General features: G+C 64.5%; 14 protein-coding genes. 6 read left to right on the top strand and 8 right to left on the bottom strand.

Features of this window, described 5'->3' with window-relative positions; genetic code table 11:
* The first annotated feature begins 167 nt into the window (after positions 1-167).
* From AB4Z27_RS02040 to AB4Z27_RS02030, 3 genes are all read left to right on the top strand, one after another.
* The gene (locus AB4Z27_RS02040; RefSeq protein WP_092292481.1) at positions 168-809 is read left to right on the top strand and encodes a glutathione S-transferase; all 642 of its coding nucleotides are present in this window, start codon (positions 168-170) and stop codon (positions 807-809) included.
* Between the two features lie 208 nt (positions 810-1,017).
* Positions 1,018-1,518: a PAAR domain-containing protein gene (locus AB4Z27_RS02035; protein WP_441592015.1), complete on the top strand. Its 501-nt coding sequence runs from the start codon at positions 1,018-1,020 to the stop codon at positions 1,516-1,518.
* Positions 1,519-1,521: 3 nt separating this feature from the next.
* Complete coding sequence (locus tag AB4Z27_RS02030) at positions 1,522-2,133, top strand: hypothetical protein (RefSeq protein WP_092292485.1); 612 nt, start codon at positions 1,522-1,524, stop codon at positions 2,131-2,133.
* 760 nt (positions 2,134-2,893) lie between these two features.
* Here the strand turns inward: AB4Z27_RS02030 and AB4Z27_RS02025 are convergent.
* Entirely contained in the window at positions 2,894-4,066 is a 1,173-nt protein-coding gene (locus tag AB4Z27_RS02025; RefSeq protein WP_441643836.1) for a pyridoxal phosphate-dependent aminotransferase, read from the bottom strand.
* Positions 4,067-4,118: 52 nt separating this feature from the next.
* On the bottom strand, positions 4,119-4,646 hold the full coding sequence (locus AB4Z27_RS02020) for a putative toxin-antitoxin system toxin component, PIN family (protein ID WP_092292491.1): 528 nt from the start codon (positions 4,644-4,646) through the stop codon (positions 4,119-4,121).
* A 40-nt stretch (positions 4,647-4,686) separates the two neighbouring features.
* Between AB4Z27_RS02020 and yaaA the strand changes: the two genes are divergently transcribed.
* Both yaaA and AB4Z27_RS02010 read left to right on the top strand, forming a co-directional pair.
* Entirely contained in the window at positions 4,687-5,472 is a 786-nt protein-coding gene (gene yaaA / locus AB4Z27_RS02015) for a peroxide stress protein YaaA (RefSeq protein WP_441592021.1), read from the top strand.
* A 36-nt stretch (positions 5,473-5,508) separates the two neighbouring features.
* Entirely contained in the window at positions 5,509-6,651 is a 1,143-nt protein-coding gene (locus AB4Z27_RS02010; RefSeq protein ID WP_092292495.1) for a M14 family metallopeptidase, read from the top strand.
* Between the two features lie 55 nt (positions 6,652-6,706).
* Here AB4Z27_RS02010 and AB4Z27_RS02005 read toward each other — a convergent pair whose 3' ends face one another.
* From AB4Z27_RS02005 to AB4Z27_RS01995, 3 genes are all read right to left on the bottom strand, one after another.
* On the bottom strand, positions 6,707-7,459 hold the full coding sequence (locus AB4Z27_RS02005) for a BspC domain-containing protein (RefSeq protein ID WP_369823390.1): 753 nt from the start codon (positions 7,457-7,459) through the stop codon (positions 6,707-6,709).
* Positions 7,460-7,745: 286 nt separating this feature from the next.
* The gene (locus AB4Z27_RS02000; RefSeq protein ID WP_092292499.1) at positions 7,746-8,618 is read right to left on the bottom strand and encodes an N-formylglutamate amidohydrolase; all 873 of its coding nucleotides are present in this window, start codon (positions 8,616-8,618) and stop codon (positions 7,746-7,748) included.
* Positions 8,619-8,643: 25 nt separating this feature from the next.
* Entirely contained in the window at positions 8,644-9,630 is a 987-nt protein-coding gene (locus tag AB4Z27_RS01995) for a Bug family tripartite tricarboxylate transporter substrate binding protein (RefSeq protein WP_092292501.1), read from the bottom strand.
* Positions 9,631-9,790: 160 nt separating this feature from the next.
* On the opposite strand from AB4Z27_RS01995, the gene AB4Z27_RS01990 reads away from it, so the two are divergent.
* Positions 9,791-10,693, top strand: coding sequence for a LysR family transcriptional regulator (locus tag AB4Z27_RS01990; RefSeq protein WP_092292503.1), 903 nt, complete (start codon positions 9,791-9,793; stop codon positions 10,691-10,693).
* 19 nt (positions 10,694-10,712) lie between these two features.
* Here the strand turns inward: AB4Z27_RS01990 and AB4Z27_RS01985 are convergent, their stop codons facing one another.
* The 3 genes from AB4Z27_RS01985 to AB4Z27_RS01975 are packed head-to-tail and all read right to left on the bottom strand — an operon-like array spanning position 10,713 to position 13,390.
* Positions 10,713-11,888, bottom strand: a complete 1,176-nt coding sequence (locus AB4Z27_RS01985; protein ID WP_441592025.1) for a vWA domain-containing protein — start codon at positions 11,886-11,888, stop codon at positions 10,713-10,715.
* 27 nt (positions 11,889-11,915) lie between these two features.
* Positions 11,916-12,506: a GNAT family N-acetyltransferase gene (locus tag AB4Z27_RS01980; RefSeq protein WP_092292507.1), complete on the bottom strand. Its 591-nt coding sequence runs from the start codon at positions 12,504-12,506 to the stop codon at positions 11,916-11,918.
* Between the two features lie 5 nt (positions 12,507-12,511).
* Complete coding sequence (locus AB4Z27_RS01975; protein WP_092292509.1) at positions 12,512-13,390, bottom strand: AAA family ATPase; 879 nt, start codon at positions 13,388-13,390, stop codon at positions 12,512-12,514.
* Positions 13,391-13,571: the final 181 nt, after the last annotated feature.

The following is a 13,571-nucleotide window of genomic DNA, read 5'->3' as shown; positions in this document are numbered from 1 at the left end:
AAAAAGTTGTGGTTAAATTAGCACGATCGTACGATTTCTGCATCTTCCGCGACAGCGGGTAGGCTTACGTGGCGTGCGAAGATCGGCCAGGCGGGGGCGCCTCAAGCGTCCTCGGGTCTACATGGACGCGACCCGGACGATCCATTTCAATAACGGAGAGAGACGACATGCTGAAGCTCTGCGGCTTTGCCGCCAGCAATTACTACAACAAGGTCAAGCTGGCGCTGCTGGAAAAGAACCTGCCATTCGAGGAAGTGCTGGCCTGGATCGGCGAAACCGACCTCGCGGCGACGCCCCTCGGCAAGGTGCCCTACATCATCACCGATTCCGGGCCGCTGTGCGAATCGGAAACCATCGCGGAATACATCGAGGCGACTTATCTCCAGGCGCCGCTGCTGCCGCATGACGCCTACCAGGCGGGCAAGGTGCGCGAACTCGTCACCTTCATGGAGGTATATCTGGAGCTGACGGTGCGCGAGCTGTATCCGGAGGCGTTTTTCGGCGGCAAGGTCAGCGATAACCTCAAGGAGCGCCAGCGCCGCCTGCTGGACCGTTATATCCCCGGTTTCGCCAAGCTGGCGAAATTCTCGCCCTTCGTGGCTGGCGACACCTTCACGCTGGCCGACTGCGCCGCCATCTGCCACCTGCCGCTGGTGTCGTCCTGCACGAAAATCATCTACGGCGAAGATTTGCTGGCGGACCTGCCGGTCAAGGCCTACCTCAAGGCCATGTCCGAGCGGGCGAGCGTGCAGAAGGTCAACGCGGACCGCAAGGCCAATACCGAGCTGATGCTGAGCCGCAACCGGTAAATCGCCGCGATTCACCGGATAGGCTTTGATCAGCATTTTCTGGCGCCCCGCTTGCGGGGCGCTTTGCATTGGCAGGGCCGATGGGAAATGCGCGGCTCGGGGTTTTCCGAGCACTCACCATTTGGTGCAAATTAATCAGGATTCTTCTATATACGGCCGATTTTTTCGTCGGTTAGATGGCGGCTCATCTAACAACGAAGGGGCACGTATGGCGGGTCAAAAAGGCATCGTTCGCCGGGGCGATACGACGACACACGGCGGCAAGGTATTGGAGGGCGAGCCCACGTTCGTCTTCTACGGGGAACCGGCGGCCGGCGTCGGACACATGGTCTGGTGTCCGCAATGCAAGGGCACCTTCCCGATCATCGAGGGCGATCCCACCTTCCAGGCCATGGGCCGCGCCATGGCGCTCGACGGCATGCTGACCGCGTGCGGCGCCCGGCTGATTTCCTCGATAGGCGCCCAGGCGACGGTCCGGCACCCGGTGAGCGGAACCTCGGCCGACCCGGCGCCCGATGAAGAGGACCGCTACGACGACCGCTACATCCTGCGCGACAGCGCCACCGGCGAGCCGCTGCCCAACACGGAATACGCGGCGGTCCGGGCCGGCGCCGCGCCCGAATTCGGCACAACCGACGCACAAGGCCGCACCCATCTGCTGGCAGCCCAGCAACGCGCCGACAACGTGACGATCTACGTCGAGGGGTGAGCGATGACCGAAACGCTGACCTCTCCGACCACGGGCAAGACGCTGGTGCGCGCCGGCGTCCGGGCGACTACGTTGACAAGGTTTGATGAAGCGAAGCCGATTCCCGTGCAGCGGGAGTTTATTGAGGTGGTGGTGTTTGATTCGAGGTTGCTTAGCCGTGGCTCGCAGTGGGGGCACGCTGCCATCGAAATTGACGGCACCGTCTACAGCCGTGCCCCAATATTATTCTTCAAGGGCGGGTACAGAAAATATCTGATTGGTAACACGAGGCGATGGAGAACCAAGCCAGACGGCACAATCGGAAAGGGCGTATATCGCGATGCCGTCGGGCTGCTGATGTGGGTATCTCTACGAGAGAAGGCCCTCATTAGAGACGAACTGGAAAGACGTGTGGCGGTCAATGCGAAATACTCATTATTCGATAATTCATGCAGCTCCAACGTTGCCGATGTGCTTGAGTTGGCCGGCATCATGGCGCGCGATCCGCGAGCGTTTGGCGAGCTGACACCGGTCATGCCCGCTGAATTACTCGGCGTATTGAAGAAGTCGAATCGTCTCGTCGAGACGCGAAACTATAAAAAGGGGTGGGAAGGTGGCGCGTCGGCAAACTGGTAAAGCCCGTCACTGGTGCGCCGTGGGGCTTGCCTGCATTGTTGGCGGAATGCTCTATGGATACTGGGCGGGCTATCGCATCCCTCTTAGCACTCACGTTGCGACAATACCCATCGAGCTATACGGAGATGCCGCTGGGATGGTTGAGCCCGTTGAATCCGTCATAGGTAAGGTGCAGGCCGGTGAACGCTGCAGGTTTATTCAGGTGACCATTGCGGAGGAAATGATGTTCTCCTACCGGGTGAAGTGTGGGGATTTGGACGGATGGACTGACGCCGGTGGTGCATTTGCGCCGCGGCTAGATCCGTACGAACTGTTCTCACTGAAATAAGGGGGGGGAAGGTGGCGCGTTGGCAAACTGGTAAGGCGTGGCCATGGTTCGTCGCAGCATTGTTCTGCATCGTCTTGGCTCTGGGATATTGCAGCGGCTACCAAGTACCGATCAGAACGCATGTGGCGACGAAACCCGTCCCCCTCTACGGGAATCCCGAAGGAATGGTGCCTCCAGTTGCCCCCTTGGTTGGGGAAGTCGCACCCGGTGCGCGATGCAGGTTTGTGCAAATCGGCGTTGCAGCGGAAATGATGTACACCTACCGCGTGATATGCGGGGAACTGGATGGTTGGACCGAGGAGGCGTTTGCATTCGAGCCGGCTCTGAATTCCTATGAGCCAGTTCAACAGGAAGAATGGAGGGAAGGTGCCACGTCGGCAACTAACCCATGCAGCCCGGGAGCCGACCACGTTCCCGGGCTGCCGGAATCCCTCAAATCTTCGCCAACCGATCCAGCGCCAACTTCAGCGTCTCTTCCTTCTTCGCAAAGCAGAACCGCACCACGCCCGATTCGCGCGGTTGCGAATAGAACGCCGACACTGGAATCGCGGCCACGCCGATCTCGCGCGTCAGCCACATCGAGAAATCGGCTTCGCTCATATCGGAAATCGCCGAATAATCGACGCACTGGAAGTACGTCCCGTCCGAGGGCAGCAGCTTGAAGCGCGTGGAGGCCAGCCCGGTGCGGAAGTAGTCGCGCTTGGCCTGGTAGAAGCCGGCGAGGTCCAGGTAGGGCGCCGGGTCGGCCATGTAGTCGGCCAGCCCGAACTGCACCGGCGTGTTCACCGTGAACACGTTGAACTGGTGGACCTTGCGGAATTCGTTCGACAGCGCAGCCGGCGCGGCCACGTAGCCGATCTTCCAGCCCGTGACGTGATAGGTCTTGCCGAAGCTCGACACCACGAAGCTGCGCCGCGCCAGCTCCGGATGGCGCGAGACCGACTCGTGCCGCTGGCCGTCGTAGACCATGTGCTCGTACACCTCGTCCGAGAGCAGCAGGATGTCCGTGCCGGCTAGCAGATCGGCCAGTTTCTGCATGTCATCGGTACGCCAGATGGTCCCCGTGGGGTTGTGCGGCGTGTTGATGAGGATCATCCGCGTCTTGGGGGTGATGGCGGCGGCGAGCTTGTCGAACGGGATCCGGAACGCCGGCGCCTCAAGCGTGACGGGCACTGCGACGCCGCCGGCCATTTCGATGGCGGGCAGGTAGCTGTCGTAGCAGGGCTCGAGCACGATCACTTCATCGCCCGGATGCACTGCGCACAGGATCGCCGTCAGGAGGCCCTGCGTGGCGCCGGCCGTGATCGTAATTTCCGTATTCCAGTCGTACGTGTGGTCGTACAGCGTGGCGATCTTGCCGGCGATGGCCTGGCGCAGCGCGGGCACGCCGGCCATTGGCGGGTACTGGTTGTGGCCGGTGCGCATGGCGTGGGCCACGGCATCGACGATGCGCGCGTCGCAGTCGAAATCCGGGAAACCCTGGCCGAGGTTGACGGCGTTCTTCTCGGCGGCCAGCGCCGACATCACGGTGAAGATGGTCGTGCCGACCTTGGGCAGGCGCGACAGCGGCGGGGTCAGGGGTGCGAGCGAGGATTCTGCGGACATGGCGCGGGAAGGAGGCAGGTTAGGGCGGCGGGTTCAGGACAAGCGGGTCATTTTAGCGGGGATCGGCGCCGGCAGTGGATGCCTCGGTCGCGGCGGCCAGCCAGGCGGCGAAAGCCGGCGGCGGCAGGATCTCCACGCCGCTCATGCGGCGCAGGCGGCTCCTGAGCTTCAGCACGGCCTTGTCCTTGGAGACCAGCAGCGCGGCGCGCGAGAAATGCGCCAGTTCGATGAACTTCTGGTCGTCGGTGTCGCGGCACTTGGGCAGCCGCACGGCGTCGAAGTCGGTCTGGTCCGGGGCGGGTTCGAGCGTGGCGAGCCGGTCCACCTGGGCCAGCGCGGCATCGATATCGACCGAAAACCGCGCGAATTGCGGGTAGGCCAGTACCCGGCGCAGCTCCTCCCGGCAGTCGGCGCGGATCACCGGGGCGATGGTTCCGGCGTCAAGCGCGGCGCGGATCGGCGCCACGTGGGGGTCCTGGAATACGAGCAAATCGACCCAGATATTGGAGTCGAGGACCACGCGGGGCGGCGGGGCGGCAAAAGCGACGCAAGGGGCGCCGGCGGTGGTGTCTGTGGGCATTCGCTACAATCTGGTCTTTGTTCCTGCCCGCGATTTTGCCATGCTCATCGTTCTGTCTCCTGCCAAGTCGTTGGATTACGAGACGCCCCCGCGCATCAAGACCCACACGATGCCGCGTTTTGTCGACCGTTCCACCACGCTGATCGAGCGCCTGCGCCGGCTGGCGCCGCAGGACGTAGCCGCGCTGATGGACATCTCCGACAAGCTCGCCGTGCTCAACGTCACCCGCTTTGCGGACTGGAGCCCCGAGTTCACGGCGGCCAACAGCAAGCAGGCGGTGCTGGCCTTCAATGGCGATGTTTACGATGGGCTGGACGCGAAATCGCTGTCCACCGATGACCTCGGGTTCGCCCAGAAGCACATTCGCATCTTGTCCGGCCTGTATGGCGTGCTGCGCCCGATGGATTGGATGCAGCCGTACCGGCTGGAAATGGGCACGCGCCTGGACAACGTGGCCGGCAAGGACCTCTATGCGTTCTGGGGCGACGACGTCACGACCCTCCTGAACAAGGACATGGCCGACCTCAAGCACGAGGGCGCGGCCACGCTCGTGAACCTCGCCTCCGAGGAATATTTCAAGGTTGTGCGACCCAAGGTGCTTGCCGCGCGCGTGATCACGCCAGTGTTCGAGGACTGGAAGGGCGGGCGCTACAAGATCATCTCGTTCCACGCCAAGCGCGCCCGGGGCACGATGGCGCGCTATGCGGTGACGCACCGCGTGACCGAGGCCAGCAAGCTCAAGCGGTTTGCCGAAGACGGCTACGCCTACGACAAGGCCGCGTCGGACGACACCCGCTGGGTGTTCCGCCGCCGCCTGGAAGACTGATAAAAGACTGATCGCTGACTGGAGAACCCGATTCCCATGACCTCAGCCCTGCATATCTCCACGCTGTTCGATTCCGGCGCGATCGAAGTCGAGGCGCTGGACCGTGCCGACGATATCCGCCTGCGCATTCGCGCCGACTCCCACGCCGATTTCCGCCAGTGGTTCCATTTCCGGCTGCAAGGGGCGGCGGGGCAGGCGTGCCGGCTCCAATTCGTGAACGCCGGCGAGTGCACCTATCCCGATGGCTGGCGCGACTACCGCGCGGTGGCGTCCTACGACCGCGCGCACTGGTTCCGCGTGCCCACGCGCTATGAGGGCGGCACGCTGACCGTCGAATTCACGCCCGAGCACGACAGCGTGTGGTTGGCCTATTTCGAGCCGTATCCCGAGGAGCGCCACCTGTCGCTGCTGGCCTCGTGCCAGCGCTCGCCGCTGGCGCGGCTGTCGCATCTGGGCAGTACCGTCGATGGCCGCGACCTGACCTGCGTGACCGTGGGCCAGCCGGGGCCAGGCAAGAAGACAGTGTGGATGATCGCCCGCCAGCATCCGGGCGAGAGCATGGCCGAATGGTTCTGCGAAGGCGTGCTGCAGCGGCTGACCGGCACCGGCATGTGGGCCGGCGACCCGGTGGCCCGCAAGCTGCTGGACCGGGCGGTGTTCCACATCGTGCCGAACATGAATCCGGACGGTTCTGCGCGCGGCAACCTGCGTACCAATGCCGCGGGCGCGAACCTGAACCGTGAGTGGATGCAGCCGAGCCTGGAAACCAGCCCCGAGGTATGGCACGTGCGCCGCGCCATCGAGGCCACGGGCGTGGACCTGTTTTTCGACATCCACGGCGACGAAGGGCTGCCCTATAACTTCGTGGCCGGGAGCGAGATGCTGCCGGGCTTCACCGATGCGCAGCGCGAGCAGCAGACGCGCTTTATCGACGCCTTCAAGCGCGCCACGCCGGACTTCCAGGACGTGCACGGCTACGCGGCCAGCAAGTACAACGCGGACGCCCTGAAGCTGGCGTCGAAATACATCGGCCACACCTTCGGGTGCCTGGCGCTGACGCTGGAAATGCCGTTCAAGGACAACGCCGACCTGCCCGATCCCGCGGTGGGATGGAATGGTGCGAAAAGCGGCCTGCTGGGCACGGCGATGCTCCAGGCGGTGCTGGAGTATCTGGAATAAGGCTCAAGGTGTTCCTCCCCTCCCCGCAAGCGGGCGAGGGGAGAACCTCCAGCGCTTACTGCTTCTTCTTCGTCTTGGTTGACGTCTTCGTCGTCGATTTTGTCGACTTCGACGACGATGTCGACGCCTTGGCGCTGCTCTTGCCCTTCTTCTTCGACGTCGTCGTCGGCGTGGCCACGGCCGGCGCGGCGGCTGGCTCGGCGATGACGTCGCCGTTGCTGTCGAGCAGTTCGTAGGCCAGCATCATCCCCTCGTCATACCCACAACGCACCCGCACGGGTTGCCATTGCGCCTCGCCGACACGCTTGTGGGCCGAGGCCGCGAACGTCACCACCGAATTCACCGGCACAGCCTGCTTGCCCTGCGAGAACCGGCCGCTCCACGGCTCCACCGTGGCCTGCCCATTGCTCAGCGCGCCGGTGGGAATCTTGAGCGCGTCGTAGGTGGCCGAGCGCGGCACCACCCAGCTGGCATGCGCGGCGCAATCGGCCACGCTGGCCGTCGCGTTCTCGGTCTTCATCAGCTGTTCGCGCATCCGGGTCCGATACTCGGCCAGGCTCACGCGGCCCTTGTCGGGCAACGTCACGGTCTTGATCGGTGGGTTGGTATTGACGACTGGCGGGGGCTTGACAGTCGGTGTGGCAGAAGCGGGAGCGGTAGCGGCGGGCGTGGTGCCCGGGGCGGCGGCGGTGTCGGTGGCCTCATCGCCCGGTGCGGTGGCGCACCCGGCGAGGGCCAGCGCGCCTGCCACTGCGGCGGTCAGCATGCACAGCCGGCCACCAAACAGTTCGGAAATTCGTCGGATCACGGGATCGTCTTTGCTTGTTCAGCAAGGAGGGTTGGCGAAGGATTGCCATGATAGAGGAAAGCCCCGCGCCAAAGTTCCGAAATGTTGTTACGTTCCGTTCGAATTGCGCGTAACGGCAGCGCAACCGCCGTGATCACGCTGCGTTCATGCGGGATCGGCGTCGTTCCAATATCAGAAAAGGCGCACGCGGCGCAAGTCAGGCGAACCCCGATGCAGTGCACGCGATGGAATGATCCCCGCCCGCGAGCGCGGGCGGGAACGGTCAGGGATGACCTTGGGGAAGACCTCAGGCGGTGCGCGTGAAGCGCAGCAGGTCGTCCATCAGCGCGTTGAGGTCGCGCTTGAGCTTGTCGAAGCCGGCGTTGGGCGCGAGGCCGACTTCATCCATGTACAGCTTGCGATTGATCTCAAGCTGCAGGCTGTTGCGGTTGGCCTGGGGCTGGCCCAGCACCCGCACGATCTCCACGCCCTTGTAGGGGTGGTTGCGCCAGACGTCGTAGCCCATCTCCTTGAGCACGCCTTCCACACGGTCGGTGAAACGCGTGTCGCAGGTGGTGCCGTCACGGTCGCCCACCACGAAATCCGGGTGTTGCAGGCCGGGGTGCTCGGTCGCGTACTGGGCGGCCTCGCTCGGCATGGAATGGCAGTTGATGTGCCAGACCTTGCCGTGGCGCGCCACGCCTTCGTCCGCCAGCCGTTGCAACTGGGCGTAGTAGGGCACGTAGTAGCGGTCGATGCGGGACTGGAGTTCGGCCACGCCGAGCTTGCGGTCGTAGATCGGCTCGCCGGTGTCCAGCACGCGCCAGACCAGGCCCTTGCCGAGGCGGGTCTTGGAAGTTTCCTGCTTGGCGCCGGGCCACGGCGCGTCCAGCAGGACTTCGTCGATCTCGCCCAGGCCGCGGTTGGCGTCGAGGTAGCTGCGCGGGAAGCCGGCGCAGAGCAGCGGGATGCCGCGCCCGGGGGCGTCGGCATAGAGCGCATCCACGAAGGTGTCTTCCGCCTGCCGCAGCAGCGGCAGGGGCAGGTTGCCGGCGTAGCGGAAGTCCGCCGGATACGTGGTGCAGCTGTGCGGGGAATCGAGAAAGAGCGGGCTGCTCTCGCCTTCCGGCATGTGCAGGAAGTACGGGCTTTCCGCGGTCTTTCGGTCTGCTTCAGTCATGCTGTGCCTGGGTTTGTTCCGTGGATTAGTCCAGGGAGATCTTGGCGGCGGCTGCCACGCGCTTGTTCTTGGCCACTTCGGTGGAAATCTGCTTGGCGAACTGCGCCGGGGTGTCGCCCACCGGGGTGGCGCCGAGCTTTTCCAGCTTGGCCTTCACTTCCGGCATCGCCAGCACCTTCACGGCGGCGGCGTTCAGCTTGGCCTGGATGTCGGCGGGCAGCTTGGCCGGGGCGATCAGGCCGAACCATGCCGAGTCGTTCACTTCGCCCAGACCCAGTTCGGCGAAGGTCGGCACGTTCGGCAGGGCAGCCACGCGCTTCGGCGCGGCTACGGCCAGCGCGCGGAGCTTGCCGCCTTCGATGAACGGCAGCGAGGAGGGCAGGTTGTCGAACAGCACCTGGACCTGGCCGGCCAGCGCGTCGTTCAGCGCCGGGCCCACGCCCTTGTACGGCACGTGCAGCAGTTCGGTGTGGCTGCTCATCTTGAACAGTTCGCCCATCATGTGCGAGACGCTGCCGTTGCCGGCCGAGCCATAGGCCATCTTGTTCGGCTCGGCCTTGGCCAGCGCGATGAACGACTTCATGTCGGTGGCCTTCACACCCGGGTGGATGCTCATCACGTTCGGCACCGAAGCCAGGTTCGTGATGGGGGTGAAGTCCTTGGTGGCGTCGTATTGCAGGCGCGGGTACACGGCCGGGTTGATGCCGTGGGTCGAGGCGGTGGCGATGCCGAGCGTGTAGCCGTCCGGCGCGGCCTTGGCGAGGTAGCCCGTGCCGATGCTGCCGCCGGCGCCGCCGCGGTTATCCACGACTACGGCCTGGCCCAGTTGCTGGCCCAGCTTGTCGGCCACGATGCGGGCCACGATGTCAGTGGTGCCACCGGCCGGGAACGGCACGACCAGCGTGATCGGCTTGGTCGGATACGTGCCCTGGGCAAAGGCGGGCAGGGTCAGGCCAGCGGCCGCGAAGGCAGTGGCGGCGGCGATGGCTTGGAGCAGGGGACGGCGTTGCATCAGGTCGATTCCGAGGAGGGAAAGAGGGGGAAGAGGGGGAAGAGATTCGAAAAGAACGGTTTTTCCGATTCTGCGCGTGCGTGCAAGGGACTGGCAAACGAAATAAAATCCCCGGATCATTCCAATTGGTATTGAAGGAGTTAGATTTGGGAGGTGAAGCATGCGCCGCTTATGTCCGTCAATGACGGAGTTGCAGGCCTTCGAAGCGGCGGCGCGCCACAACAGCTTTACCGTCGCCGCACGTGAACTACACGTCACACAAGGGGCCGTGAGCAAGCAGGTGCGCAGCCTGGAGGCGTTTCTGGGCGTGGAATTGTTCGAGCGTGTCCGCCAGCGCCTGATGCTGACCGACGCGGGCGAGCGCTATCTGGAGCGCATCCGCCCCAGCCTCAACGAGATCGAGGCGGCCAGTGTGGAGTTGATCGCGCGACAGGGCCGCGGCGGCATCCTCCACATCGCCAGCATGCCTACGCTCGGCGCCAAGTGGCTGATACCGCGCCTGCCGCAGTTCTTCGCCCGGTATCCGGAAGTCACGCTGGAGTTCGTGCCCCATGCCCAGGGCTACGATTTTTCCCAGCCCGATCTCGATGCGGCGATTCGTTTTGGCGATGGTGTCTGGCCGGGGAGCCTGGCCGACTATATGACCGGGCGCGAGGTGCTGCCAGTCTGCCGGCCCGGCCTGCTGGCCCAGGAGCCCGACGGGGTGGCGCGCACGCCGGCGGTGCTGCTGGGCTACCCGCTGCTGCACCACACCACGGTGCCCGAGGCGTGGCCAGACTGGCTGTCCGAGCTGGGCGTCTCCACTCGCCAGGCCTGGAGCGGCGCGCGCTTCGACCAGTTCTCGCTGCTCACGCAGGCGGCGATGTCGGGGCTGGGCATCGCGCTGATTCCGCGCTGCCTGATCGAGGAGGAGTTGGCCACCGGCACGCTGGTGGTCGCCCATCCCGCGCGCGTGCTGGCGCGGAAAGGCTACTACCTGTGCTACCCGGAACAGAAGGCGCACCTGCCGGCGCTGCAGACGTTCCGGGCGTGGGTGATGGAAGGGGTGGACGTGGTGGCGTGAGGGGAAACGAGGGCCTGAACTACTTCGACAGCACCTTCATCGCCTGTTCCAGCCCGGCCAGCGTCACCGGATACATCCGGTTCTTCATGATCTGGTTGATCACCGTGATGGACTGGCGGTACTGCCACAGCCCCTCCGGCTCCGGATTGAGCCAGACAAAGCGCGGGAACTGCTCGATCATCCGGTTCAGCCACACCGCCCCGGCCTCGGGGTTGTTGTACTCGACCGAGCCGCCCGGCTGAAGAATCTCATAGGGGCTCATCGTGGCATCGCCGACGAAGATCACCTTGTAGTCGGGCGTGTACTTGTGGATCAGGTCCCAGGTGGCGATCTTCTCGGCGTGGCGGCGCCGGTTGTTCTTCCACACGTAGTCGTACAGGCAGTTGTGGAAGTAGTAGTACTCGAGGTGCTTGAACTCGGTCTTGGTGGCCGAGAACAGCTCCTCCACGCGCTTGATGTGGTCGTCCATCGAGCCGCCGACGTCCATCAACATCAGCACCTTGACCTTGTTGTGGCGCTCCGGCCGCAGCTTGATGTCCAGCAGCCCGGCGTTGGCGGCCGTGGAGTGGATGGTGTCGTCGAGGTCCAGTTCGGTGTCGGCCCCCTCGCGCGCGAAGCGGCGGAGGCGGCGCAGCGCCACCTTGATGTTGCGCGTGCCCAGTTCGACCTGGTCGTCGTAGTCCTTGTAGGCGCGCGACTCCCAGACCTTGATCGCGGTACGGTTGCCCTTGGACGGCCCGCCGATGCGGATGCCCTCCGGGTTATAGCCGCCATGGCCGAACGGCGAGGTGCCGCCCGTGCCAATCCACTTGTTGCCGCCCTCGTGCTTTTCCTTCTGCTCTTCCAGCAGCTGCTTCAGGCGTTCCATGAGCTTGTCCAGCCCGCCCATGGCCTCGATCTTGGCTTTTTCCTCGGCGGACAGTTCGCGCTCGAGCGTCTTCTGGAGCCAGTCGAGCGGAATGTCGCTCTTCCAGTCCACCAGACTCTCCACGCCCTTGAAATAGGCGGCGAAGGTCTGGTCGAATTTGTCGAAGTGCTTCTCGTCCTTGACCAGCGTCATGCGCGACAGGTAGTAGAACTCGTCGATCGACGGCGAGATGACCTGCGCGCGCAGGGCCTCCAGCATGGTCAGGTATTCCTTGACCGAGACCGGCAGCTTGGCGTGCCGCAGCGAGAAGAAGAAGTCGATCAGCATCGCATTTCCCTTAATTTCTGGCTGCGATCAGCGCGGCCGCTCGAGCTGGAACTGCAGATGCGCGCGCACGGTGGGCCATTCGCTGGCGATGATGGAGAACACCACCGTGTCGCGCAGCGAGCCGTCCGGCATGCGCGAGTGACTGCGCAGCACGCCATCCTGCTTGGCGCCCAGCCGGGCGATGGCGGCGCGGCTCTGGTGGTTCATCCAGTGCGTGCGGAATTCCACGGCGATGCAGTCGAGCGTCTCGAACGCGTGGCGCAGCAGCATCAGCTTGCATTCAGTGTTGAGCCCGGTGCGTTGCACGCGGCGCGCGTACCAGGTCGAGCCGATTTCCACGCGGCGGTTGGCACCGTCGACATTCATATAGGTGGTCATGCCGGCCAGCCGGCCGGCGGCGTCGCGCACGGCGAACGGCTGCATCAGGTCGCGCGCCTGGAGGTCCAGGCGGCGCCGGATCTCGGCCTCCATGCCTTCGGGCGTCGGCACGCTGGTGTACCAGAGCTGATGCAGTTCGCCATCGGCGGCGGCTTCGCGCAGGCCGGCAGCGTGGTCGGGCGAGAGCGGCTCGAGCGTGGCGTGGCGCCCGGTCAGCGTGACGGGTTGGACGAAAGCCATGCCGATCAGCGGTTCGCGCGGTTCATGAACACCAGGCGCTCGAACAGGTGCACGTCCTGCTCGTTCTTGAGCAGCGCGCCGTGCAGCGGCGGAATCGCGGCCTTGCGGTCGGGGCTGCGCAGCGCCTCGGCGGGAATGTCCTCGGCCATCAGCAGCTTGAGCCAGTCGATCAATTCGGACGTGCTCGGCTTCTTCTTCAGCCCCGGCAGGTTGCGCATCTCGTAGAACGCGTCCAGCGCGGCGGCCACCATCTCGCGCTTGATGCCCGGGTAGTGGACGTCCACGATCTGCTGCATGGTGTCCGCGTCGGGGAACTTGATGTAGTGGAAGAAGCAGCGGCGCAGGAAGGCGTCCGGCAGCTCCTTCTCGTTGTTCGAGGTGATGATGACCATCGGCCGGTGCCTGGCCCGGATCAGCTCGCGCGTCTCGTAGACGTAGAACTCCATGCGGTCCAGTTCGCGCAGCAGGTCGTTCGGGAATTCGATGTCGGCCTTGTCGATCTCGTCGATCAGCAGCACCACGGGCTCGTCGGCCTCGAAAGCCTGCCAGAGCACGCCCTTGACGATGTAGTTGCGGATGTCGTGGACCTTGTCGTCGCCGAGCTGGGAGTCGCGCAGGCGCGACACCGCGTCGTACTCGTACAGGCCCTGCTGGGCCTTGGTGGTCGACTTGATGTGCCATTGCAACAACGGCATGCCCAGCGCGGCGGCCACTTCCTCGGCCAGCATGGTTTTGCCGGTGCCCGGTTCGCCCTTGATCAGCAACGGCCGCTGCAGCGTGCGGGCGGCGTTGACGGCCAGCTTCAGGTCATCGGTGGCAACGTACTGGGCGCTACCCTCGAAGCGCGTGGACGGGGACGGATTGGCGTTGGCGGGCGTGGACATGAGGCAACCTGTTTTAGGCGGAATGGGCCAGTATAAAAGCAGAAACCGATTCGCGTTTAGTGGGGGACACCCGGGGCTGGTCGTCTGGACTGCCACGTGCCGCCTGCGGTACAATGCGCCGGTTTGACGCGCCCCCAAAGTCAAGTTCCCACATGCCCGGCAGTCTGCCCGTTGTCATGCA

Source organism: Cupriavidus sp. KB_39, from assembly GCF_052114485.1.
Classification (GTDB): Bacteria; Pseudomonadota; Gammaproteobacteria; order Burkholderiales; family Burkholderiaceae; genus Cupriavidus.
This window is presented reverse-complemented; position numbering and strand designations above follow the sequence as displayed.

Excerpts from the sequence above, each read along its gene's own strand:
- AB4Z27_RS02040 (WP_092292481.1), top strand. The coding sequence starts at position 168 with ATGCTGAAGCTCTGCGGCTTTGCCGCCAGCAATTACTACAACAAGGTC.
- AB4Z27_RS02020 (WP_092292491.1), bottom strand. The coding sequence starts at position 4,646 with ATGCCCACAGACACCACCGCCGGCGCCCCTTGCGTCGCTTTTGCCGCC.
- AB4Z27_RS02030 (WP_092292485.1), top strand. The coding sequence starts at position 1,522 with ATGACCGAAACGCTGACCTCTCCGACCACGGGCAAGACGCTGGTGCGC.
- AB4Z27_RS02000 (WP_092292499.1), bottom strand. The coding sequence starts at position 8,618 with ATGACTGAAGCAGACCGAAAGACCGCGGAAAGCCCGTACTTCCTGCAC.
- AB4Z27_RS02010 (WP_092292495.1), top strand. The coding sequence starts at position 5,509 with ATGACCTCAGCCCTGCATATCTCCACGCTGTTCGATTCCGGCGCGATC.
- AB4Z27_RS01990 (WP_092292503.1), top strand. The coding sequence starts at position 9,791 with ATGCGCCGCTTATGTCCGTCAATGACGGAGTTGCAGGCCTTCGAAGCG.
- yaaA (WP_441592021.1), top strand. The coding sequence starts at position 4,687 with ATGCTCATCGTTCTGTCTCCTGCCAAGTCGTTGGATTACGAGACGCCC.
- AB4Z27_RS01975 (WP_092292509.1), bottom strand. The coding sequence starts at position 13,390 with ATGTCCACGCCCGCCAACGCCAATCCGTCCCCGTCCACGCGCTTCGAG.
- AB4Z27_RS02025 (WP_441643836.1), bottom strand. The coding sequence starts at position 4,066 with ATGTCCGCAGAATCCTCGCTCGCACCCCTGACCCCGCCGCTGTCGCGC.
- AB4Z27_RS01980 (WP_092292507.1), bottom strand. The coding sequence starts at position 12,506 with ATGGCTTTCGTCCAACCCGTCACGCTGACCGGGCGCCACGCCACGCTC.
- AB4Z27_RS01995 (WP_092292501.1), bottom strand. The coding sequence starts at position 9,630 with ATGCAACGCCGTCCCCTGCTCCAAGCCATCGCCGCCGCCACTGCCTTC.
- AB4Z27_RS01985 (WP_441592025.1), bottom strand. The coding sequence starts at position 11,888 with ATGCTGATCGACTTCTTCTTCTCGCTGCGGCACGCCAAGCTGCCGGTC.
- AB4Z27_RS02035 (WP_441592015.1), top strand. The coding sequence starts at position 1,018 with ATGGCGGGTCAAAAAGGCATCGTTCGCCGGGGCGATACGACGACACAC.